Origin of the sequence: Komagataeibacter xylinus (assembly GCF_009834365.1) — a bacterium.
Taxonomy (GTDB): domain Bacteria; phylum Pseudomonadota; class Alphaproteobacteria; order Acetobacterales; family Acetobacteraceae; genus Komagataeibacter; species Komagataeibacter xylinus_D.
Genome location: NZ_CP041348.1, coordinates 1,348,706 through 1,371,693 on the forward strand (window position 1 = coordinate 1,348,706; position 22,988 = coordinate 1,371,693).

The following is a 22,988-nucleotide window of genomic DNA, read 5'->3' on the forward strand; positions in this document are numbered from 1 at the left end:
CGCCGATCTCTCATCTCATTTCCGAGGGGAAATAATGGAAGGCCTTTATGAGATCACCAGCCCGCCGGGAGATCATTATCCTTCCCTGACTGCCAGTATACAGGCGGACCTTGCCATTATTGGCGGCGGCCTGACCGGACTTTCAACAGCAATCCATGCCATGCGCGCCGGGACCGAAACGCTGCTTCTGGAGGCCAATGATATCGGGTATGGCGGTTCAGGGCGCAATCATGGCCACTGTGTTCCAGTCCTGCGTTACCTTAACCGCGAACGGGCGATACGGATATTGGGCGAAGAGCGTGGCGCACGGTATACGCAGATACTGCTCCAGTCCGGCCGATCCGTATTTTCAATGATTCGCGACTTTGATATCCAGTGCGAGGCAAGCCACACAGGTGCCCTGCAGGTGGCCGACACGCCGCTGCGCGCGCGCAGGCTGATGCAGACGGCAGCATATTATGCCTCGCTCGGTGTGCCGGTCCGGTATCTTGGCGCCAGCGAAGTAAAGGAAGCTGTCGGTTCGGATCGTTATATCAGCGGATGGATCCATCCCGATGGGGGGCATCTTAATCCTCTTGCCCTGACACGCGGGCTGGCGCGGGGCGCGGCGGGGCTGGGGGTGCGGATATATGCCCGGACGCCAGCACTGAAGATTGAACGCCAGGGTCATTCATGGCGCATTACCACCCCGCAGGGCAGTGTCACCGCCCGGCGGGTGATCGTGGCGTCAAATGCCTATACCGGTAAGTTCATGCCGCCACTTGGCAAGTCCTTTATAGGATTGCAGGCCTATGGCCTGGCCAGCGAACCCCTTGACCCGGCATTACGCCGGAAGATTCTTCCAGGCAATCAGAGCCTGGGTGATAATCGACCCGAAGTACGGTATTTCCGCTTTGATAAAGCGAACCGTCTCGTCATGGGTGGCATGGTTGAATACGTGATCGGGGTGAATATTCCGCGCACGATAAAGATGATGAACAGTCGGGTGCGTGAGGTGTTTCCTGAACTGCGGGACATCCGCTGGCGGCATTTCTGGACCGGACAGGAAGCGGTGAACCATGACATGCAGCCGCATGTTTATAACCCTGCGGAAAATCTTTTCGCCCTTGCCGGATATTCCGGGCGCGGGGTGCCTGCGTCGGTGGCTTTTGGTGAAATCCTAGCCCTTGCCGGTACCGGTACAGCGGCGCGGGATCTGCCGGTTGAAACGGTTGAACTGCGGGACCAGCACATGGCCCGTACCATAGGCGTGCTGGCGCGGGTTTTCCGGGGGCCGTATAACCGCCTCCGTTCGCTTTCCTCACGGTGATAAAGGCAGCGCGGGTAGAGAGGTTACTTTGAACTAAATCATTTAGGGGCTGGCATAGGTTAAGCCAATAAAGGCTTGATATGTCGCATGAAAGCACGTCATCGTAGTCAGCTGCCTGTCAGCATCCAAAAACGCCTTCTGGAGCACTTCGTTGCGGGCACGCCCACCCGGAGCGCCGCCGAGCCTGTAGGCGTCAATCGTAATACAGCGACCCTGTATTACCGGAAATTACGAGAGATCATCGCAGAACAGATTGCTCATGAGGTGCCGGTCTCGGGGAAAATCGAAGTCGATGAGAGCTATTTCGGTGGGCATCGCAAAGGAAAACGAGGCCGGGGCGCTGCCGGAAAAGTGGCCGTCTTTGGTCTGCTGAAACGGCACGGCCGTGTCCATGCCGTCATGATCCCCAACGCCGGCCATCAGACGCTGATGTCGATCATTCGAAAGAAAGTGCAGCCGGATTCAATCGTTTACAGTGATTCCTGGCATGCTTACGACAAGCTGGATGTCTCGGAATTCCATCACGAACGCATTGATCACAGCAGGCATCTTGCCCTGGGTAGAAACCATATCAACGGCATCGAGAATTTCTGGAGCCAGGCGAAGCGGCATCTGCGGCGATACAATGGAATACCACGTAAAGACTTCCATCTCTTCCTGGCCGAGTGCGAATGGCGCTTCAACATCCGCTCGCTTGCAAAACTCCTGAAAATCCTCACTCAATGGGCTAAACTGCCCGCGTGAACTGTCGCAAACAATGCTTACCTATGCCAGCCCCAAACCCTTTTATGAAGGCGGACCGACGGAAAAATCCAGTACATAGGATGACTGGTCAGCCGAGCGCTGCTGCCTGATGATATGGATCGCCGGATCCTGCGGCATCAGGCAGTTCACAAGCCAGGCCGTTTCGGGGTCAGCGCCCCGGTTATGATAGAGCAGACGGTTGTTGCCCATGCACGGATCGCGCCGTAATTTCAACTGAAGGTCAATGATTCCGGTACCCGCCCGTATTTCGGAGAGGGAAGGAAAGGTCATCGCGTCCACAAGCAGGCGGCCGCGCCGTCCGTTGAGGGAAAGCGACAGGGTACGTATGATGTGGGCTGCATAAGACTGCTGCTCGGCGGCAGACAGGCTGCCATCACCATTCCGATCCATCTGGCGGATGATGCCGGAGGCCACATCCACGCCGGGGGTAAGACGCAGGCGCAATGAAACATGGTCGCGTGCGAGGTTGAGGGTGGTTGCCTGCAGATATTCATCAAGCTGGTGCGCCGAGGCCGATGCGGTCAGGGCCAGCAGCACGATGACCATGAAAAGCGCGTGCCATGCCCTGTTCATGGAAGGGTAAACCGGCTGCCATAGCGATCGGTCGGATCCCGGTAGACCGTATGGACATGCAGCGTCGGGTCATCGCCAACCCCCTGGGGCGAAAACTCGATCAGCAGGCGCGGCCCCTGGATGCGGTAATAGGAAGACCCGTTACGCCCAGGCGCATGGGTGGTAGGGCCACTCCAGGCAAACCAGGTCTGATCCAGCCCCGCGCGGATTTCTTCCATGCGTGGGGCGGCATAGGCATCATTGATGATCCCGGCCCATTCGGTAATGATGTCGATCAACGCCTGTTTCTGCGCCGCGGTCAGCGCGTCTCCCCTGATGCCTTCGGGCACGAGGGTTTCACCGTCATGGCCTGGTCCCTGCACAAGGTCCTTGACCGCATAGGGTAGGATGGCCTGACCGCGTTGCGCGGTATCGAGCAAATCCAGCAGGGCAAACGCCTTGTCATTTTCGCCTGCCAGTACGCGCACGGTTTTTCCATCACGCTGGTACAGGGCGGGTTGCGCGCCCGTCAGGGTCGGGGTCATCACGCCGTGCGGGCCGTCAATCACGATATTCAGGCCCAGGTGATGACCACCGAACTGCACCATCCATGGCGCTGTTGCGGAAGGTTCGCCAAAAATCGCAAGGGTATAGACCGCCTCGCCCGAGGCGAACGGCGTGCCACTATCGGCAAGGGCCTGGTCGGAACCCATGATGTCGCGCACCTTCTGGTAGCCCTGTGCGCTCAGCAGGGCCTGGAGCAGGTGCAGGGCGGCGGTATGCTGCGCGGGTGTCAGCCGTCCCATCTGCAAACCGGGGCGCGGCACGTCACTGACGGGATAGTTGGACCACACCGCCGTGCCGTAGCGCTCGCCCACAAAGCCCCCCGGTGGCCCCATGCCCGGCCCGCGTTCCATCGGTGCGGTGGCCTGGGCATCGGTCACGGGCAATGCGGGCTGGTCCGGCGCACTCCTGCGGAAGCGGGCGAGCGTGCCGGATTTCTGTGCGACAAAGGGAAACTGGATTGCAGCGCGGTCGTGGACATTGAAGCGGGCGAGAAAGGAGCGGGCGGCGATCACGGCCGCACGCGTCTGGCTGGTGGGTGCGTCCCCTGCTGTTGCCAGGGCGGACGAAGGGGACGGTGCACCATGGGCAAAGGCGGGAAGAGTGGCCAGGAACAGGCAGCCGAGTATCCACAGTCCGTGCTTCATTCCGTCATCACTTCGTCCCTGAAGGGCTGCCTGAATGGCCAGTCCGGCAAACATCCTGTCATCATAAGAAAGTTTTTGGTGAAGCTTTTTTCAAAAAAGCTTCAGAAAGCCCCAGGCGCACGGGGCCGGGGCTGAAACGTGCCGCTGAATCCGGCGGGCATGCGCAACGGCATGCACAGGGGCCTGTGTGAAAACCACCGGGCATGTCCCTTCCGCAAATCGAAGTCATCGACTGCGGGAAATGGGGGTTGCCCGCCGCCTGCGTCTGAGGATCATGTGGCCGCATGAACACTGTCGCTCCTGCACAGGCGGCGGGTGGGCCGGTTATCCATGCCGCGCCGCCACGGCCTTCCTATATTCCGCCTTTTGGCCTGCGTACGGTCATTGGCTGTCTTGGCATGCTGCTGGCCGTGCATGTGGCGGGCTTTAACGAACATGTGACCGAGATCGGCCTGTCCGACATCCGGGGTGCGATGCATATCGGCCACGATGAGGGCACGTGGGTCATTGCCATCTACGAGGCATTCAACATCGCTGCCATGGCCTTCACGCCGTGGTTTTACATGACGTTCTCGATCTACCGCTTTTCCATTTTCATGACGGCGGCACTCGCCCTGTTTTCCATCCCTGCACCCTTCATGCCTGATGTGACATCGCTGTGCATCCTGCGGGCCTTCCAGGGGCTGGCGGGGGGATGCCTGCCGCCGGTGCTCATGACCGTCATGCTCAAATACCTCCCGCCCCAGATCCGCGTGTTCGGCATCGGGGGGTACGCCATGAGCGCCACATTCGGCCCCAATCTGGGCCTGCCGCTCGAGGCCTTCTGGTTTGAGCATGTCGGCTGGCACTGGCTGTACTGGGAGATCATTCCCACCGCCGCCCTGGCCATCGCCATGATGGCCTATGGCCTGCCGCGCGACCCGATGCATTTCGAGCGGTTCGAGAAATTCAACTGGCTTGGCATCCTTGTGGGGCTGCCAGCCATCTGCGCGCTGGTCATCGTGCTGTATCAGGGCGACCGGCTGGACTGGTTCCGTTCGCCCGTCATTACCGATCTTGCCTTCTGGGGTGGGGCGGCGTTCATCGTGTTCGTCATCAACGAGGCCTATCACCCCAGCCCGTATTTCAGGATCCAGTACTGGCGTTCGCGCAACATTCAGGCCTCGCTGCTGTCGCTGGTGGGCATTCTGGCCATCTGCTCCATCATGGGCAACATTCCGGCCACCTATCTTGAGGCCGTGCGTGGCTACCGGCCCATTCAGGCGGCCCCGGTCTCGCTGGTGGTGGCACTGCCGCAACTGATCATGCTGCCGCTGATTGCGGCCATCTGCAACAGGCGCAAGGTGGACTGCCGCTTCGTGCTGGCAGGCGGCATGCTGTGCCTTGCCGCTGCCGCGTGGCTGGGCACATGGCTGACGGTGGACTGGGTGCGCGACAATTTCTACCTGATCCAGATCCTGCAGGTCTTTGGCCAGCCCATGACCGTCATCCCTACGCTCATGCTGGCCACCATGGCCATGGGACCAGCCGACGGCCCGTTCATTTCGGGCATGGTCAACATGCTCAAGGGGCTGGCCAATGCCGTGGCCTTCGCCCTGTTCGGCGCACTGACCCGGCGGCGCGAGCAGTATCATTCCACCATGCTGCTTGACCACCACGGCACGCATCAACTGGCCCTGCAGGGCATGGGCGATCCCATTAACGGCCAGCTTGCCGCCACCTCGCCCGATAGCGCCCATGTGGCCCGCAACACGCTGCAGGTCTTTCATACCTATGTGCATGAGCAGGCGCTCGTGCTGGCTCTGAACGATATCTACTACATCCTCATCTGGGTCTGCCTTGGCTACGCGGTCATGAATCTCATCCTGCCGCACCGCGTCTATCCGCCGCAGGCCCCTTCACCCGATACTCCTGCCCGTTAATCCGGAATTACTGATCATGATTTACAAGAAACCGCTGCTTTACGCCGGCTGTGCCGCAGCCGTGCTGGCCCTTGTGGCATGGGGGGGCACGCGTCTGGTCAATGGTGATGGCATCAACCAGTACACCAACGATGCTTACGTTACGGCAGACTTCCCCACGGTGGCCCCCAAGGTTTCGGGCCGTATCGACCGGGTGATTGCGCAGGATAACGAGCAGGTGCATGCGGGCGAGGAACTCGCCCATATCGAGGATGACGACTACCGCGCTGCCCTTGAGGTGGCACGCGGCAACAGGCAGGCGGCGCAGGGTGATGTTGCCAATCTTGAGGCTGAAATCGCGCGTCAGGATTCCGTCATCGCACAGGCGCACGCCGCCGTGCTGGCCGATCAGGCGGACCTGATGTTCGCGCGCCAGAATGCCACGCGGTACCGCAACCTGTCCTCCGGCGGGGCGGGCACGATCGAGCAGAAACAGCATTCCGAGGCGCAGGAGAAGGAAGCCGAGGCCGCCATCGCCCGCGACCAGGCCGGGGTGGATGCCGCCACGCGCCAGGTAGCGGTGCTGCAGGGCCAGCTTGAACGTGCGCGCGGCGTGCTGGTGCGCACGCAGGGTGACGAGAAGCAGGCCGAACTCAACCTGTCCTACTGCACCATTCCCGCACCGATGGATGGCGTGGTGGGTGAACGTGGCGTGCGTGTGGGTAATTACGTACATCCGGGCACGGGCATATTGGCTGTAGTACCCGTACACGCGGCCTATGTGCTGGCCAATTTTCAGGAAACGCAGCTGACAAAGGTGCAGACCGGACAGCGCGCGACCATCTGGGTTGATACCTTTCCCGGTCACCCGCTCAAGGCGCATGTTGACTCATTGGCCCCCGCTACCGGCGTGGCGTTTGCGCCCATCCAGCCCGATAACGCGACCGGCAACTTCACCAAGGTGGTGCAGCGCATTCCGGTCAAGCTGACATTCGACCCTGACCAGCCCTTGGCCGACAAGGTACGCGTTGGCATGTCGGTCGAGGCGAATATCGATACATCTTCCGCGCCTGAAGGCCCGCATGCCAATGATGCCCGTTATGTCTGGCAGTAAGGCCATGAAGCGTATTCTTCTAGCGGGATTTTCGGTTGTGGTGCTGGCGGGCTGCACGGTCGGCCCCAACTACCACAAGCCGCAGGTCAAGGCGCCCGCGCAGTGGCGTACCACCCAGCCACCGGCGGAAAGTCAGGTCACCATGGCCACGACCGACCCGCACTGGTGGACGCTGTTCAACGACCCCATCCTGACCCGGCTGGAAAACGAGGTGGCCAGCGCCAACCTTGACCTCAAGGCGGCCAGCCTGCGGCTGATGCAGAGTGTTGCCGAGCGGCGCATTGCCAGCGCAGCCCAGTTGCCGCATGCCGAAGCCAATGCCTCCTACGGGCGCGAGCGGGCCTCCACCAACGGCGTGCTCGGGCTGCTGGGCACCATGGAGCGCGAGGGCACGGGCTCGGTGGCCTCGGGCACGCAGGGTTTTGGCCCCACGGCGCTGCCGGGTAGTGTGGGCAACCCATCTTTCAACCTGCCGCAATATGGCATGAACGCCTCGTGGGAGGTTGACCTGTGGGGGCATGTGCGCCGGCAGGTGGAAGCCGCCACCGCCGCCATGCACGCTACCGAGGAAATGCGGCGCGACACGCTTGTATCGCTCATGGCCGAGACCGCGCAGGACTATATCGACCTGCGCGCTACACAGGTGCAGCTTGGCATTCTGGAACACAACATCGCAGTGGCCGAAAATAGTGTGCGGCTGACCACCCTGCGCTTTGAGCAAGGCGCTGCGACCCGGCTGGACGTGGCGGAGGCCACCGGGCAACTCCATACCTTCACATCCCGTCTCGCCCCGCTCAGGGCGCAGGTCACGCACCGGCTCAATGCGCTGAGCTTTCTCGTGGCGCGTGAACCCGGCGCGCTTGATGCCGAACTCGGGCCGCCGGGCATCATTCCCGTCGTGCCGTCCACCATTCCCGTGGGCCTGCCCTCCCAGCTTGCCGAGCGCAGGCCCGATATCCGCATGGCCGCCGACCGGCTGCATGCGGCAACGGCCAGCATCGGGGTGGCGATTGCCGATTTCTTCCCCCGCGTCACGCTTTCGGGCAGCCTCGACGTGCAGGCGCTGCAGTTCAGCGGGCTGGGGTCATGGGCCTCGCGGCAGTATGGTTTTGGCCCCACCGCAACACTGCCTATCTTTGAGGGTGGCCGCCTGACCGGGCAATTGCACCTGCGCCGCGCCCAGCAGAAGGAGGCGGCCACCATGTTCCAGCGCACCGTGCTCAAGGCGTGGCAGGAGATTGATGATGCCATGGCCGACTTCACCGCAGCGCAGCGCCGCCGCGATGAACTGACTGAAGCCGTGCATGAGAACGAGATTGCGGTGGACACTGCCAAGGCGCAGTACGTGCAGGGATCATCCGACTTCCTCAATGTGCTGACATTGCAGAACGCGCTCCTGTCCTCACAGAGTGCTGAGGCGGATGCCACCGCTCATGTGGCGCTGTCGGTGACCAATCTCTACCGTGCGGTTGGCGGCGGGTGGGAGAGCCTCTACCCTGAAAAACAGAAGAAAACCCGCAAACATGCGTAAGGAGCGCTCATGATCACGATCCGGCATGCAGCCAGCCTTGGCACGGCCCATGATGGCGGGCAGGTGCTGCGCTGCCATTTCGCCTTTGCCGATTATGCCGATCCGGCGCATGGGCATGAGGGCCGCCTGCGCGCGGTCAATGCCTGCACGCTGCCTGCGGGCGAGACCTATCGCATCGGCCCGGAAGCGGCGGTGGATATCATGACATGGGTGGCCAAGGGCACACTGGCGACAGCTATGGACGGCTTTGCGCCCGATACACTCGGCACGGGCGGGTTGCACCTGGCCAGCACCGGCAGCGGTTGTGCACAACTGGCATGGCGCGCGGGCGGCCAGGGGGCTAGCTTCATCCAGTTCTGGTTTCTCGCTGACACGCAGGGCATGACCCCTGTGCAGGAGATGCGCCCGGCCCTGCCGGAACGCGAAGATGGCGGCTTTCGTATCCTTGCCTCTGGTTTCCCCGAAGATGACCCCGAGGAAGGCGAAAGCGTGGAAGATGGCGCGCCCGTCACCCTCGCCGCGCGTGCGCGGCTGCTGCATGCGGCCCTGCCGGGGGGTGAGGGGGCGGCTTACGGTACCGCGCCGGGGCGTGTGCTCTACCTGCTCGTAATATCAGGTTCCGTGCGGATCGGCACGCAGGGGCTGTCGGCAGGTGATGCGGCGGCTATCAGCGGACTGTCCGACATCACGGTCATGGCCGATGAAGCCGCCGTGGTGCTGCTCGCGGATGTCGCGGCCTGAGGCCCGTTACCTGACTGGCGTTCACGGCGTGCGGGCCATTGTGTAATGGAAGTCCACATCCGCTTCATGATAATTGGTTTTAAGGTGGGGGCTGGTTGGCAGGGCACGGTTCTGGCGGCTGTCTCGCAGGCGTTTGCATCCAGGTAATAAGAGCCGGTCGTTCTGGTCAACCGGTAGCGTGTCACCACGCCATCCCTGTCACGCGGAATGCAGAACCACATGGCACTCCACGCCACGACCCCCACCGCGCAGATCAGCCAGAACGCCATGCGCCATGAGGTGAGTTGCGCCACCACGGTGCCCATCGGCACGCCAAGGATCATGGCCAGCATCAGGCTCCAGTAACCCGGCGCGAGCATTGCCCGCAATGAAGATGCCCATGATCTGCACCATCTCCTGCAGGGGGCCGGGATCGGCTGGTATGGATCTGCCTGTGATAGGCGATGCACAATTGCTCAGGATATCCGAAAACATGAACATGGACCCGGTTTTGCGGCTGGGCAAAGGCTGGCCTCAGCTGCAGGATTTCCTGCACGCCATGGCCTTCCACCGGCATGAAAGCGGCTATGGAACGATGAAAGAAGGTTACGGACTGTATGGTATTCTCGTCCGTATCCTGCCGCTCAAATACCTTGCGGATATCACAGGCGGAGATCTGTGTTGCAAAGGCATGGCTGTGCAGGTTGGTGCCACCTCCCGTACCCTTGGCAATTCCGATGACCTGGTTGTGCCCGTTGAACAGCGTCGCGCCGGAGACGCCCGGCATCAGGGTGCCAGGGTCGGTAAACCACGCGTACATGATGCCTCCTGTAGAGCCGGGAGGCAATTTCTACCCCGCTGATCTGGTCATACGCGGGTGCGTGTGGCTGCATGTCGAGCAGGACCGCGCTATCACCCGGCAGGTCGGGCACGCCGGAGCCAGACTCCTGCGCCAGACGGCGTTCTGACACGATGATGGCGGAGGTCTGCCATGCTTCGCCCAGTTTGTGGCCAAACTGGCCAAGGACATAAATTCTGCCATGCATGCTGCCTTCAGCGTCTCGCGCTTGCCCTTGGGCACACGCTGCCCGTCAAAACACGAATGCTCCGCCACGATATCCGGCCCGCTCTGGTGCGGCATGTCCCTGTGGGAGATGGCAAACGGGCCAAGTTTGTGCGCAATGGTCACGGCCACGGAGTATGAGATGACGACAATCCAACGCAGCCAATGTCACCGTTCGCGTAAAAAGCGCCGGATCATGAGCCAGAAAAGGAATGGCGTGACGTGGCAGCAAGAAGACAGGCACCATGAGGGCCTTCATATCATGCGGGTGTGGTTCCGACCGCAAGGTATGATGTCGTGCCGCCTGCGGGTTATTCCCCCACAATCCATTCCACGCTGCCTTCCGCCTGCCCATCACCCAGATAGGGGCACAGGGCGGCAAGAATGGCCTGCGCTTCGTCTTCGAAGCGGAAAGGCGGGTTGGCGATCAGCAGCCCGCTGCCATTGAGGCGGGTCGGGTCGAGCGGGGGGCGCAGGGTCAGTTCAACCGCCAGCAGCTTGCGCTGCCCCGCATCCTTCAGCCCATTCATGAAGGCCCGCACCGGCGCACGGTGCTTGATGGGATACCACGCCGCCACGATTCCGGCCGGGAAACGCCTGCGCGCTGTCATGATGGCCCGCGCCAGACGGGCAAATTCATCCCGTTCTTCAAAAGGCGGGTCCATCAGCACCAGCCCGCGCTTTGCCTGCCGGGGCGGCAGCAGTGCGGTAATGGCCCCGTAGCCATCACGCCCATGCACCGCTACCTGTGCGTTATGGCGGAACAGCCGCCGCAGGTCGTGCTGGTCCTCGGGGTGGTGTTCGCAACAGGTCAGCGTATCATCGGGGCGGAGCAGGCGGGCTATGATTTCGGGCGAGCCGGGATAGAACAACTGCCCCTCATGCGCGCGCATCACGTCGTGCACGATGTCCAGCCAGGGGCCGAGGCTGGCCTGTTGCGCAACGCTCAGCGGGGCCTCGAGCAGGCGGCCGATGCCCTCGCGCCACTCGCCCGTGGCTTGGGCCTGCGGGCCGGACAGGTCATACAGCCCGATGCCGGCATGCGTATCGAGTACGGAAAAAGCCGAGGGCTTGCGGCATAGCGCCTTGATCAGGGCCACAAGCAGGGCGTGTTTCATGACATCGGCAAAGTTGCCGGCATGATAGCTGTGTCTGTAATTCAAGTCCGTCCTGCCAAAATGCGCTTACGGGCCCACTTCCCGCATGGCGGCAAGCGTTATCGTGCTTTTGGCATGGCTGTCCATCCCGGCCTGAGGCCCGGGGCTGTCTAACGCAGGAAGAAAGCCACCAGCGCCCACAGGGGCAGGGCCATCAGCAGGCTGAAAAAGATGCCACTCGCAGCGGAATACCGGCGGTGGGCAGGGGCAGGCACTGGCTGGGCAGCAGGTTGGGAAACTGTCCGTGTCAGAGCGATACCATCAAACGACATGCGCTTAGGGCCTTAGAAAACTGAAGGAAAGGGGAAAAGCACCCCCCAATTGTGGAGCAACACCACAATCTTGCCTTAAAAATAACATGATCTGCTGTCAATCAATTTTACTTAAAATGCCATCATTGCCGCCACCTGCATTCACGCAGATGGCCAGAAAAGTTGGCGTTAACAGATACTTCCATAAAATCCATGGTATCCGCCACCTGCCTGCAGGCCGCCTGTGCGGGCTGATATCCATGCCATGGGGCACGGGTCATGCCTCGAAATCCGGTCCGAACGCCATCTGTTGCGCCACGATTCCCGCCTGACGGGCGCCTAATGGGTGATGGCCTGCAGCTAACTGGTGTTCCGTCTGTCGTAGTCCCGCGCTGCGCAGGCGGCAACCAGCCGATCAGGTCAGGCTGATACGCGGCGGCAGGCTCTGCCCGTATCATCCGGCAGGGTGCCTGCCTTCTTTCATGCAATGCCACCGGGGGCACACGCTTTCTTTTGCTGCCTGCATGTCTGCGCCCTATATTTCATCATGTCAGGAGCGACAAGACAACGCGATTACCCTGACACGATAAGTATAAATGCATAAGTAATGCATTATACAGAACATATACCTGCATATAAATAGATCAGGGCCAGTCATCATGCCCTGACGAGAGGATCAGATCATGGTTTCCTCCAATGCACGCCTTCCGTCCGCCTGGACCATCGCCGATGCGCTGAAAGTGCATGCCGATGACCCCACAACCACAATGCCTGTCATTGCGCAGGATTTCCCTGTTATTGATGATGCCCTGTGGCAGTGGGACACCGGTGCCCTACGCCGCATCACGGGCGAGACGGTGACCTTCAAGGGCTGGTACGTCATGTGGTCGCTCGTGGCCGAACGCGCCCAGACAGGCGATGACGCGGCCGGCTGGCACAACCGCAATGCCTTTGCCTTTATTGGCTATTACTACAGCCGCAACGGTATTGACTGGACCTTTGGCGGTCGTCTGCTCAACACAAGCGCTGATCTGCGGCCCGATGAATGGTCGGGCAGCCTGATCATGCGGCAGGGCAGCGAGAATGTGGTCGACATGTTCTACACCTCCGTCAACACGGATGTGAACCAGAGCGTGCCGTCCGTTTCCTCCGGTACGATCCATGCCGATGACAGCGGTGTGTGGTTCGAGGGTTTTACGGCCACGACCGAGATGTTCTCGGCCGACGGGCTGCATTACGCCAATGCATCCCAGGATCCGTATTTCGACTTCCGCGACCCGCACCCCTTCATCAACCCCGCCGACGGGCAGGTCTACTGCCTGTTTGAAGGCAACGTGCCCGGCATGCGCGGCGACTTTGTCATTACCGACCGCGAGGCGGGCCACCTGCCGCCGGGCTACACCGTGGGCGAAGGGGCAGGCTATGGCGCCGCTGCCATCGGCATTGCGCGGCTGGTTTCCTCCTATGCGCAGGGTGATTTCTCGCGTTGGGAAATGCTGCCCGCCCTGGTCACCGCCCTTGGGGTGAACGACCAGACCGAACGGCCGCATGTGGTGTTCCGGAACGGGCTGACCTACGTGTTCACCATCAGTCACCACTCCACCTATACCGGTGGGCTGAACGGGCCGGACGGGGTGTACGGGTTCGTGTCGCGCCACGGCATTTTTGGCCCCTACACGCCGCTGAACAGCTCGGGGCTGGTGCTGGGCAATCCGTCTGCGGCGCCATACGAGACCTACAGCCACTTTGTCGACCCGATGGGCTACGTGCAGTCCTTCATCGACACGCTGCCTGCGCCCGGCACCGACCCGCAGGCTCCCGCAACCTACCGCATTGGCGGCACGCTTGCCCCCACGGTGCGCATTGTACTGGAGGATGACCGCACCTTCCTGACCGAGGTGCATGATTACGGGCAGATCTTCGCCTTTGACGAATGGGCCGCAAGCAACCAGCCCGATCCCCGTCCCGCCACCTGACACCAGCCACAGGGGAGGCCGCCTGACAAGGCGGTCTCCCTGCCGGAACCATGCGTCATGGACACCATGCTCACGACCCAGACCATCCTCTCTCTTCTGCCAGCCCGGTATGCCGCGGATGCGGTTGTCATCTTCTCCTTCCTCATTTCCGGCTGTGCGCTTGTCGCGCGCTTCTGGCGGCCGCCCGCAGCCGGGTCGAAATGGGTGGTCGTGTGGACCCTTGTGACCGCCATGGCGCAACTGCGTGGCTGGAACAGGCCTGCTGACAGGAAAGGGGATGTAACGGACAGGAAACCGTAAAGGAGTTTCTGGCAAAGCTTTTTTCAAAAAGCTTCAGAAGGATGCTGTCTTTTTTGAAAAAAGGCAGCATCCGGGAATCTTATCATTTTTCATCGATACAGGGCGGACATGATGCTGCGTAAACTTGGCTGCCACCCCGCCCAGAGGCGTGCGCGCCAGCCCATGCTTACAACCATGCGCGGCTTCATGACCCGCCGCGCGCCTCAGCACCTGATCCGTGACGGCATCGATCCCGCCCCGCTCATGCTGGGTAATGATGTGCTGGGTAACTGCACGGCGGCGGGTATAGGCAACCATATCCGTGCCACCGCGGCGCTTGCGGGCTATCAGGTGGTGGTGGATACGCCCGATGCCGTGCGGTTCTATGCGCTTTCCACCGGCTATGTGCCCGGCGACCCGGCTACGGATCATGGCGGGGCGGAAGTGGATGTGCTGACAACCGCCCTGCAACAGGGCTACGCGCTGGCCCGGCAGACCCTGTTTCCGCTATGGGGCACGCTGGAGCCTGCGGACCTCAATGCAGTCCGTAACGTAACAGCGGGGCTGTCAGCGGCCTATCTGGGCGTGCTGCTTGCCGTGGCGGATATGTGGACCGACACAGCCGGCAACCCGCCGCCGCTATGGGATACGCCAACACCCGCCGCGCGTGGCGACCCCACCCCCGGCAGCGCGGGTGGCCACTGCCTGCTGTTGTGGGACTATACCGGCACGGCCGACACGGATGTGGTGACGCTGCTGACATGGGGCACGCGGCAGAAGGCGACATGGCGCTGGGTGCGCTCACGCATCATGGAAGCCCATGGCCTGGCGTGGCGGCAACTGCTGCCTGCGGGCGCACTCAGCCCCACCCATCAGGACTGGGATGCCCTGGTCAGCGCCAATGAAGCCTATCTGGCTGGGCCCGAAGTGGTGTGAACAGCAAAAAGTTTTTGGCAAAGCTTTTTTCAAAAAGGCAGCGCTCAAAAACTTTTTATTTTTATGTGCTTCCGCTATACTTCATGAGGCTACAAAAAATTATGAAATATCTTATATCTGTACTGCTTGTTGCAGTATGCCTGTGGGGCTGCACACATGACAGGCCCGTGCAGACAACCATCCCTGCCGCCATGGCCGGGCTTGAAACCACGCTGGGGCAGGCGGGCATTGTATCTGTCTCGCACCCTGCCGACTGGACACAGCCGCAGGCTACGCGCTTTGCTGCCGCCATCCGGGCCGCCCAGTGCCGCCAGCACGTGGCGGACCCCGTTATCGGCGCGATTGTGGGTGATGTGACGCTCCAGCTATCAGGTAGTTTTACACATGGGGGGCAGTTCACCGTGGGGGCGCTGACCGCTTCACCCACCTTTGGCATCGCGGCAGATGCAAGCCGGACCACGAGCCAGCAGGTCAGTCTGCCGGTTTCCTACGCACCGCTTTCCTCCATGCCGGAGGTGGAAATGGCGCGGCAGGCGACTTATGAAACCACCCTGCTTGGCCAGAACGACGCCATACGCCACACCGAGGCCATGCGCCTGCTGACCGGGCGCGATGCATTGCGGCAGGTCACCGACGGGCTGATCCAGTCATGGCACGCGGATGACTGTGGGCCTGCCCAGCAGCCGCTGCGGCCTTTTGCCACGTTGCGGCGATAAGAGGCAGTTTGAAAAAGCAGGCCCAAGAATACCCTGAAATTATAAAAATTTTTGAGTGTCGCCTTTACTCAAAAAAGCGACGTCTTCTGAAGCTTGTATCTGATGGCAGAATTGCTGGACAGGCCGCATTTCTGCATGATTTTATGAAGTAAATGGCGGACTCGAAAGGATTCGAACCTTCGACCTTCGCCTTCGGAGGGCGACGCTCTATCCAGCTGAGCTACGAGTCCACTCACGCCTGCATACATCGCCACAGGGCGGAACGCCAGCCCCCAATCAGTAAAAATCATCGCGGCGCGATCGCGTCCATCCGTCCGGGCAGGATGGGCAGCGGGGCGTCGTGGCCTGCGGGTTCGGCCATCCATGCCGCCGTCGCTGCATCTCCGCCCGAGGGCAGGAAGCGCCCAGGGTGCAGGATCCAGCTGGTCATGTCCGCTGTCACCTTCTCGCCCGCCAGCCCGCGTGTCAGCAGGTGGTAGCCGTTGGGTATGTAATCCAGCCGCGTGCCCGCTGGCATGTGCCGCCACGCCCGCGCCATGGCGGCAGCGGGCACGATCTGGTCGCACCCGCCATACACCACCAGCACGGAGCCATGCATATGGGTGCTGGCATGGGCGGCCTGGTGCATGAGGTCGGTCAGTCCGGCGAGCGCGGTGGTGGATGTGTCACGCAGGGTCAGCGGGTCGTAATACAGGCGGGCAAGGGCCAGCTGGTCGTCGGCTGCGGTCACGTGCACGGGCAGTTCGCGCCCGCTCAGCCGCCAGCGCGGGGCCATGGCGGCCATGAGGTGGGTGGTCAGGCGCGCGCCTGCGTCCAGATCCCACAATGCCGGGGCCAGCAGGATCGTGCCCGCCACCGGCGGCGCGTCAGGCTGGGCTGCCATTACGGCGGCCAGTGCGCCGCCCATGCTCTCGCCCATGATGTAAAGCGGCACGCCGGGGTGTTCGCGGCCAAGGATGGTGGCCAGAGTGCTGGCCGTGCGGCGCAGCATGTCCATGCCCACCCAGCCACCGCGTGCCTGTGTCTGGCCAAAGCCGGGCAGGTCGGGGGCCACCACGCTCAGCCCCGCGGCGTTGAGCGCGGGTGCCGGGCGCTCCCACGCATCGCGGCTGTCATTGAAGCCATGTAGCGCCAGAATCACCGCGCGTTCCGGCCCATGTGCGGGCCAGATGCGCAACGGCACAGCACCCACGCCTGCAATATTTACCACGCGGTCAGCGGGCACGAGGCGGGCCAGTTCGGCATGCCGCGCGGGTGGTACGGGGGCAGGGGCCTCGCGCGTGGCGCAGGCGGTCAACATCACAAAAAGCGCTGGATAAAGCAGGCGTGACAGGCGAATGTTTGAAAGCACGGCAATCCTGCGTATCATCATGGGCCAGCGCATGGCTCACCCATCGGGCGCGCCATGCAAATCCAAGCCGGACAACAACCCGAGGCCGATCAGAATGCAAGCCCTGTCCCACGATCCCGCACCGCACCCCCGCCTGGGCACGATTGAAACCATCGTGGTCGATTCGCGCACCCTGTCCTGTGATGGCGGTCTCGGCGCGCTTGGTCATCCGCGCGTGTTCCTGCGCATCGGCCATCACCAGACCTTCTGCCCCTACTGCTCCCGCCTGTTCGTGCTCAACCCCGATGCACCGGCGGGTGACGCGCACTGACAGCCTCTACATCCATGTCCAGCGACACGCCGCTTCACCTGATTCTTGTGGATGGCTCGGGGTATATCTTCCGCGCCTTCCACGCCCTGCCGCCCATGACCAGCCCCGATGGCACGCCCGTCAACGCGGTCTATGGTTTTACGAATATGCTGTCGCGGCTCCTGCGCGAACATGCCGGCACCCACCTTGCGGTCATATTCGATGCAGGCCGCCATACCTTCCGCAATGACCTGTATGGCGAATACAAGGCCCACCGTCCCGAACCACCCGAGGAACTGCGCCCGCAGTTCAGCCTCGTGCGTGATGCCACGGCAGCCTTTGGTGTGCCGGCCATCGAGCAGGCCGGCTGGGAAGCCGATGACCTGATCGCCGCCTACGCCCGCAAGGCCACCGATGCGGGCGGGCAGTGCACCATCTATTCATCCGACAAGGATCTGATGCAGCTCATCCGCCCTGGCGTGATGATGATGGACCCGATCAGGAACCGGCCGATCGGACCGAAGGAAGTCGAAGCAAAATTTGGCGTGACCCCGGACCGGGTGGCGCAGGTGCAGGCCCTGATCGGTGACCCGGTGGACAACGTGCCCGGCGTGCCCGGAATCGGCCCCAAGACCGCATCGGCCCTGATGGCGGAATATGGCTCGCTCGATGCCATCCTCGCAGGTGCGGAGAGCATGAAAGCCTCCAAGCGTCGCGAGAACCTGCTGGCCCATGCCGACATGGCCCGCCTGTCCTACAAGCTCGTCACGCTGTGCGAGGACGCACCCTGCCCCGAACCGCTGGCTGATCTGGGCTGCTGCGACGTGGACATGGAGCGGCTGGGCGCATGGCTGTCGGATATGGGGTTTTCATCGCTGTTGCAGCGCATGGGGCTCAAGGCAAAGCCGCGTCCGCGCATTTCGGCGCATGACACGCTGGCGGCGGCCCCGGTGGCCGAACGCCCGCCCTTCCCGCCCGAGCCTTATGGCCCGTACATCACCGTAACCGACCCCGAGGCGTTGCGGGAATGGGTCAGCGAGGCCCGCACCAGCGGCGTGTGTGCGGTGGATACGGAAACCGACGGACTTGACCCGCTCACCGCGCCCTTGGTCGGCATCTCGCTTGCGCCACGCTGCGGGCGGGCGTGCTACATTCCGCTAGGCCATCAGGTGGACCTGATGGACAGCGCGGGTGCGCCCCAGATGAAGGTGAAAACCGCGCTGGAAATTCTTGAGCCACTGTTTGCCGACCCGTCGGTGCTCAAGGTGTTCCAGAACGCCAAGTTCGACCTGCTGGTGCTGACACAGGCGCGCAGCGTGCAGCCGACCCCGATCGATGACACCATGCTGATCTCGTACGCGCAGTCAGCAGGCCAGCATGGGCAGGGCATGGATGAGCTTTCGCGCCTCACCCTCGATCACACGCCTATTCCCTACGATGAAGTGACCGGCACGGGCCGCAAGCGGGTCGTGTTCTCGCAGGTGGCGATTGACCGCGCCACGCCGTATGCGGCGGAAGATGCGGATGTGACCCTGCGCCTGTGGCAGGTGCTCAGACCCCAGCTGCGCACGAATAAGGCTCTGGCGCTATATGAGGAGATGGAGCGCCCGCTGGTGCCCATTCTGGCCGATATGGAGCGGGCGGGCATCAGGGTTGATGCCGATGACCTGCGCGCCATGTCGACCGAGTTCGCAGGCCGCATGGACGTGATCGAGGCCGAGATTCACAAGCTGGCCGGGCGTGACTTCAATGTCGGCTCCCCCAAGCAACTGGGCGAGATCCTGTTTGACGAGATGGGCCTGCCCGGTGGCAAGCGCACCAAGGCGGGCGCATGGGGCACGGATTCGGCCGTGTTGCAGGATCTCGCCGACCAGGGCCACGACCTGCCCGCGCGCATTCTGGCCTGGCGGCAGTTGGCCAAGCTCAAGAGCACTTATGCCGACGCGCTGCTCAACCAGATCAACCCCGCCACCGGGCGCGTGCACACCTCGTTCCAGATGGCGGTCACGACAACGGGCCGCCTGTCATCGAACGACCCCAACCTGCAGAACATCCCCATCCGCACGGAGGAAGGCGGGCGCATCCGCCGCGCCTTTGTGGCGGAACCGGGTCATGTGCTGGTCTCGGCGGATTATTCACAGATCGAGTTGCGGCTTCTGGCTGACGTTGCGGATATTCCCGCACTGCGTGAGGCATTCGAACTGCGGCAGGATATCCATGCCCGCACGGCTTCCGAAGTGTTCGGCATCCCGCTTGAGGGCATGGACCCGCTCACGCGCAGGCGCGCCAAGGCCATCAATTTCGGTATCATCTACGGCATCAGCGCTTTCGGGCTGAGCCGCCAGCTGGGCATCTCCCCCGGTGAGGCACGGGGGTATATCGACGCCTACTTCGCCCGCTATCCCGGCATCCGTGACTACATGGAGCGGGTGAAGGCGGAGGCGCGCAGGAACGGCTATGTCACCACGCCCTTTGGCCGTCGCTGCTTTGTGCCGGGCATTGCCGAGAAGAGTGCCGTGCGCCGCAACTATGCCGAGCGGCAGGCCATCAACGCGCCGTTGCAGGGGGGGGCTGCCGACATCATCAAACGCGCCATGGTGCGAATTCCTGCTGCCCTGTCCGATGCAGGGCTTGACGGACGCATGCTCCTTCAGGTCCATGACGAACTTGTGTTCGAGGTGCGCAAGGATGATGCCGATCGTCTGGCAGCCCTCGTCAAACAGGTCATGGAATCCGCGGCGGCCCTGTCTGTGCCCCTGGTCGTGGAAACCGGGACCGGAACGAACTGGGCGGATGCACATTGATAATGCGAAATGAACGGGACCGGTTTTTCGTACTGGTCGGGTTTGCCATACTGGTGGTCTCCTCCATCGCGGGGTATTTCGGCTACCGTTATTCCGATAGCGCGCCCGTGCCGCTGACCACCTATGGCAACCCCGTTGGCGGGTCGTTCAGGCTGATCAACGGGGCAGATGGCTCGGTGCTCGATACCGACTTCCGGGGCCGGTGGATGCTGATCTATTTTGGCGATACCCACTGCCCCGATGATGTATGCGGCGCCACCGTAAAAGCCATGGCCGAGGGCGTGGAAGCACTGGGCCACGACCGCGCGCGCCTTGCGGTGCCCATTTTCATCACGCTCGACCCCATGCGCGATAACTCCGACGTGCTGCGCACCTATGCCCTGCGCTATGGCTCGCATGTGACGGTCATGACCGGCTCGCCCAAGATGATCCAGGCCGTGGCCAGGGAGTATCATGCCCCTTATGTGCGGCGTGATGGCGCCAATGGGGATTACAGCATGGAGCCTGCCAGCCAGATCGTGATCATGTCGCCCACCGGGCGCTATGAGGGCAGCCTGCCCGCCACCGCCACGGCAGCCGACATCACGGCCCGCATGACGGAACTCATGTCGCCCCCGGCGCATAACTGAACCGGGCGGGCCAGCGCATGCGGGCATTGTGGCACCGGCTGGGCATCATGGCGCTCATGCTTGGCGGCCTGCACGCGCTGCCTGCCGCAGGCTCTGCACAAGGCACGCAGGGCAGCCCCCATCGCGGCGGCACCCTGCGGCTGACGGCGGCAAGTGCCTCTGGCACGCTCGACCCGCAGATCAGCTACACCAGCCAGTACATGCAGCTTGCCGCCGTTATTTATGACGGGCTGCTCACCTACCCCAAGCTGGAGGGGGCAGCAGGCAACCAGGTAGTGCCTGACCTTGCCGAGGCCATGCCCGAGCAGCGTGATGGCGGGCGCACATGGGTGTTCACCCTGCGGCAGGGCATCCGCTTTTCAGATGGTGCGCCGGTTACGGTAGAGGATGTGGCCGCCTCGCTGCGGCGCATCTTCAAGGTGGGCACGCCCACGGCAGGCTCGTTTTACGGCACTATAGTGGGGGCGGATGCCTGCCTGCGCGATGGCGCGCACTGCACGCTGCAAGGTGGCGTGGAGACCGAACCCGCTACCCGCCGCATCACCATCAACCTGACCGAGCCGGATTCCGAATTCCCGCAAAAGCTGGCTTTTGGGCACGCTTCCATCCTGCCGGCTGCCACGCCCGCGCATGATCTGGGCAATGTGGCAGCCCCCGGCACGGGGCCATACCATATCGTATCCTCCGACCCCGAGCGCGGGCTGGTGCTGGAGCGCAACCCGTATTTTCATGAATGGAGCGAGGCGGCCCAGCCCGATGGGTATGTGGACCGCATCGTTTATGATTTCGGCCTGTCGGAAGAAGATGCGGTCACCGCCGTCGAGCGCGGGCAGTATGACTGGATGGCGGGGCTCAAGCCGCTTGACCGGCTGGGCGAGATCGGCAGCCGTTACACGGCGCAGGTGCATGTCTCCCCGCTTTATGGCCTGATCTTCCTGCCGATGAACGTCAACATCCCGCCCTTTGACCAGCTCAAGGCGCGCGAGGCCGTAAACTACGCGCTTGACCGGCGCGCCATGACCATTCTGTACGGCGGGTCGGGCGTTGCTACCCCGCTGTGCCGCATGGTGCCCCCGGGCCTGCTGCCCGGCGATGGTGCCTGCGCCTGGACGCGCGGCGCCGACCCTGACCACCCGCTAACGCCCTGGGCGCACCCGGACCTGCAACGTGCCCGCGCACTCGTGCATGAAAGCGGCACGGAGGGCATGGACGTGACCCTGATCGTGCCTGCCACCGCCATGTATGTGAGCATGGGCACCTATCTGCGCGACATGCTTGAGGCGATCGGCTACCACGCGCGCCTGCATCCGCTCTCGCCTGCCCTGGAGGGCAATTACGCCGCCAACACCATCAACCATGTGCAGATCAGCCTGTTGGGGTGGTATGCGGATTACGCCTCGCCCTCCAACTTTCTTGATACGCTTTTCGGCTGCGAGAACTTCCACCCCGGTTCCGACAGTTCCATCAACATGTCCGGCCTGTGCGACCCGGTGATGCAGGCGCTCGTGGCGCGTATCCGCAGTGAGGCCGACCCGCAGGCAGCCCTGGCACTGTGGGGGCAGGTCGATGACCGTATCACCCGCCTGGCACCCGCAGCCCCCATGATCAGCACGCGGTATGTCGATCTCGTCTCGCCCCGGCTGGGCCATTATTTTGTGACCAGCCTGTATCACATGGCGTTTTCACGCGTGTGGGTGCAGTAATCAAAGCAATAAAGTTTTCGGGTGCCGCATTTTTTCAAAAAGGCTGCGTTATTCTGAAGCTTTTGAAAAAAAGCTTTACCAAAAACTTCTTGTTGTTCCGGGATGCGGAACGGGTGATCGTCCTCAAACACAAAACCCCGCCGGATAACCGGCGGGGCCTGTAAACGGGGTATCAGACCACGTTGATCAGAGCATGGACTTCGCGCGGGCTTCCACCTTGGCGCAGGCCTGCTTGCGGATGTCGGTCGAGGCATCCTCGAGCGAGATGGGAGCCTTGCCACCCACCTTCAGCAGGCCGGTCGAGCCATCGGCATAGGACATGTTGCCCTTCTGGTTGGACGGCACGTCGTTGGTCTTCTTGTTGAAGGCAGCCAGAACCGGCCATGCTTCGGATGCAGTCAGGTAGTTGGACTGGATGCAGTAGTTCATGATGCCGCCCAGATCAGCGGGCTTGGCGGAGGCAACGGCGGAGTACACCGTATCGGCCGAAAGCGAACCCGGCTTGATCTGCTCGACCTGGTTGGCAACGCCTGCACCCGTGGGCGGCGAGACTTCAGCGGCATGGGCCGCAAGCGGTGCTGCGGCCAGCAGGGTTGCAAAGGCACTGGCGGACAGGACGCGACCGAACGACACCATTTCATTATTCCTTGCACTGTTCATCAGGCGGGCACGGCAGGTGCCCACTCAATTGTGAATCTATGTGTCAGGCATAACACGATGCGCGTGCGCCA

General features: G+C 62.4%; 23 protein-coding genes and 1 tRNA gene. 16 read left to right on the forward strand and 8 right to left on the reverse strand.

From position 1 onward, the window contains the following. Positions 1–34 precede the first annotated feature (34 nt). Positions 35–1,309: an NAD(P)/FAD-dependent oxidoreductase gene (locus FMA36_RS06350; RefSeq protein WP_159261632.1), complete on the forward strand. Its 1,275-nt coding sequence runs from the start codon at positions 35–37 to the stop codon at positions 1,307–1,309. Between the two features lie 87 nt (positions 1,310–1,396). Next, positions 1,397–2,053: an IS1595 family transposase gene (locus FMA36_RS06355; protein ID WP_159261634.1), complete on the forward strand. Its 657-nt coding sequence runs from the start codon at positions 1,397–1,399 to the stop codon at positions 2,051–2,053. A 42-nt stretch (positions 2,054–2,095) separates the two neighbouring features. Here the strand turns inward: FMA36_RS06355 and FMA36_RS06360 are convergent, their stop codons facing one another. Together FMA36_RS06360 and FMA36_RS06365 are read right to left on the reverse strand one after the other, a co-directional pair. Then, positions 2,096–2,647, reverse strand: a complete 552-nt coding sequence (locus FMA36_RS06360) for a hypothetical protein (RefSeq protein WP_159261636.1) — start codon at positions 2,645–2,647, stop codon at positions 2,096–2,098. Next, positions 2,644–3,837 carry a DUF3500 domain-containing protein gene (locus FMA36_RS06365; protein ID WP_159261638.1) on the reverse strand — a complete coding sequence of 398 codons (1,194 nt, stop codon included), beginning with the start codon at positions 3,835–3,837 and terminating at the stop codon, positions 2,644–2,646. The genes FMA36_RS06360 and FMA36_RS06365 overlap by 4 nt, the downstream gene beginning before the upstream one ends. Before the next feature lie 284 nt (positions 3,838–4,121). Between FMA36_RS06365 and FMA36_RS06370 the strand changes: the two genes are divergently transcribed. The 5 genes from FMA36_RS06370 to FMA36_RS19690 all read left to right on the forward strand — a co-directional run bounded on the left by FMA36_RS06370 (position 4,122) and on the right by FMA36_RS19690 (position 9,469). Further along, positions 4,122–5,759: an MFS transporter gene (locus FMA36_RS06370; RefSeq protein WP_159261640.1), complete on the forward strand. Its 1,638-nt coding sequence runs from the start codon at positions 4,122–4,124 to the stop codon at positions 5,757–5,759. Positions 5,760–5,775: 16 nt separating this feature from the next. After that, positions 5,776–6,852, forward strand: coding sequence for an HlyD family secretion protein (locus tag FMA36_RS06375; RefSeq protein WP_159261642.1), 1,077 nt, complete (start codon positions 5,776–5,778; stop codon positions 6,850–6,852). Positions 6,853–6,856: 4 nt separating this feature from the next. Further along, the gene (locus FMA36_RS06380) at positions 6,857–8,383 is read left to right on the forward strand and encodes an efflux transporter outer membrane subunit (RefSeq protein WP_159261644.1); all 1,527 of its coding nucleotides are present in this window, start codon (positions 6,857–6,859) and stop codon (positions 8,381–8,383) included. A 9-nt stretch (positions 8,384–8,392) separates the two neighbouring features. Beyond that, entirely contained in the window at positions 8,393–9,124 is a 732-nt protein-coding gene (locus FMA36_RS06385; protein ID WP_159261646.1) for a pirin family protein, read from the forward strand. A gap of 219 nt (positions 9,125–9,343) precedes the next feature. After that, on the forward strand, positions 9,344–9,469 hold the full coding sequence (locus FMA36_RS19690) for a hypothetical protein (RefSeq protein WP_276612605.1): 126 nt from the start codon (positions 9,344–9,346) through the stop codon (positions 9,467–9,469). On the opposite strand, the gene FMA36_RS06395 is transcribed toward FMA36_RS19690, so the two are convergent. Continuing rightward, a complete protein-coding gene (locus FMA36_RS06395) occupies positions 9,456–9,923 on the reverse strand; it encodes a hypothetical protein (RefSeq protein WP_159261648.1) in 468 nt (155 codons plus the stop codon). The genes FMA36_RS19690 and FMA36_RS06395 overlap by 14 nt on opposite strands. Between FMA36_RS06395 and FMA36_RS06400 the strand changes: the two genes are divergently transcribed. After that, entirely contained in the window at positions 9,922–10,071 is a 150-nt protein-coding gene (locus FMA36_RS06400) for a hypothetical protein (protein ID WP_159261650.1), read from the forward strand. The two genes, FMA36_RS06395 and FMA36_RS06400, sit on opposite strands and share 2 nt — an antisense overlap. A gap of 406 nt (positions 10,072–10,477) precedes the next feature. On the opposite strand, the gene FMA36_RS06405 is transcribed toward FMA36_RS06400, so the two are convergent. Both FMA36_RS06405 and FMA36_RS06410 read right to left on the reverse strand, forming a co-directional pair. Next, entirely contained in the window at positions 10,478–11,329 is an 852-nt protein-coding gene (locus FMA36_RS06405) for a 23S rRNA (adenine(2030)-N(6))-methyltransferase RlmJ (RefSeq protein WP_167518013.1), read from the reverse strand. A 104-nt stretch (positions 11,330–11,433) separates the two neighbouring features. Beyond that, positions 11,434–11,595 (reverse strand): hypothetical protein, encoded by a 162-nt coding sequence (locus FMA36_RS06410; RefSeq protein ID WP_159261652.1) that lies wholly within the window; start codon positions 11,593–11,595, stop codon positions 11,434–11,436. Between the two features lie 662 nt (positions 11,596–12,257). On the opposite strand from FMA36_RS06410, the gene FMA36_RS06415 reads away from it, so the two are divergent. From FMA36_RS06415 to FMA36_RS06430, 4 genes are all read left to right on the forward strand, one after another. Then, entirely contained in the window at positions 12,258–13,550 is a 1,293-nt protein-coding gene (locus tag FMA36_RS06415) for a glycoside hydrolase family 68 protein (RefSeq protein ID WP_159261654.1), read from the forward strand. Positions 13,551–13,607: 57 nt separating this feature from the next. Further along, positions 13,608–13,850, forward strand: coding sequence for a hypothetical protein (locus FMA36_RS06420; RefSeq protein ID WP_159261656.1), 243 nt, complete (start codon positions 13,608–13,610; stop codon positions 13,848–13,850). A gap of 108 nt (positions 13,851–13,958) precedes the next feature. After that, positions 13,959–14,765 carry a hypothetical protein gene (locus tag FMA36_RS06425; RefSeq protein ID WP_159261657.1) on the forward strand — a complete coding sequence of 269 codons (807 nt, stop codon included), beginning with the start codon at positions 13,959–13,961 and terminating at the stop codon, positions 14,763–14,765. 101 nt (positions 14,766–14,866) lie between these two features. Beyond that, positions 14,867–15,481, forward strand: a complete 615-nt coding sequence (locus FMA36_RS06430) for a hypothetical protein (protein WP_159261659.1) — start codon at positions 14,867–14,869, stop codon at positions 15,479–15,481. 153 nt (positions 15,482–15,634) lie between these two features. Here the strand turns inward: FMA36_RS06430 and FMA36_RS06435 are convergent. Continuing rightward, positions 15,635–15,711 (reverse strand) — tRNA-Arg (locus FMA36_RS06435). 56 nt (positions 15,712–15,767) lie between these two features. Further along, a complete protein-coding gene (locus FMA36_RS06440) occupies positions 15,768–16,850 on the reverse strand; it encodes an alpha/beta fold hydrolase (RefSeq protein ID WP_167518051.1) in 1,083 nt (360 codons plus the stop codon). A gap of 76 nt (positions 16,851–16,926) precedes the next feature. Between FMA36_RS06440 and FMA36_RS06445 the strand changes: the two genes are divergently transcribed. The 4 genes from FMA36_RS06445 to FMA36_RS06460 are packed head-to-tail and all read left to right on the forward strand — an operon-like array spanning position 16,927 to position 22,257. Further along, complete coding sequence (locus FMA36_RS06445; RefSeq protein WP_159261661.1) at positions 16,927–17,142, forward strand: zinc-finger domain-containing protein; 216 nt, start codon at positions 16,927–16,929, stop codon at positions 17,140–17,142. Between the two features lie 14 nt (positions 17,143–17,156). Further along, on the forward strand, positions 17,157–19,925 hold the full coding sequence (gene polA, locus FMA36_RS06450; RefSeq protein WP_159261662.1) for a DNA polymerase I: 2,769 nt from the start codon (positions 17,157–17,159) through the stop codon (positions 19,923–19,925). After that, a complete protein-coding gene (locus FMA36_RS06455) occupies positions 19,925–20,554 on the forward strand; it encodes an SCO family protein (protein WP_159263684.1) in 630 nt (209 codons plus the stop codon). Before polA ends, FMA36_RS06455 begins: the two co-directional genes overlap by 1 nt. A gap of 17 nt (positions 20,555–20,571) precedes the next feature. Continuing rightward, positions 20,572–22,257, forward strand: a complete 1,686-nt coding sequence (locus tag FMA36_RS06460) for an ABC transporter substrate-binding protein (RefSeq protein ID WP_159261663.1) — start codon at positions 20,572–20,574, stop codon at positions 22,255–22,257. A 186-nt stretch (positions 22,258–22,443) separates the two neighbouring features. Here FMA36_RS06460 and FMA36_RS06465 read toward each other — a convergent pair whose 3' ends face one another. After that, positions 22,444–22,893 (reverse strand): DUF2501 domain-containing protein, encoded by a 450-nt coding sequence (locus tag FMA36_RS06465; RefSeq protein WP_159261664.1) that lies wholly within the window; start codon positions 22,891–22,893, stop codon positions 22,444–22,446. Positions 22,894–22,988: the final 95 nt, after the last annotated feature.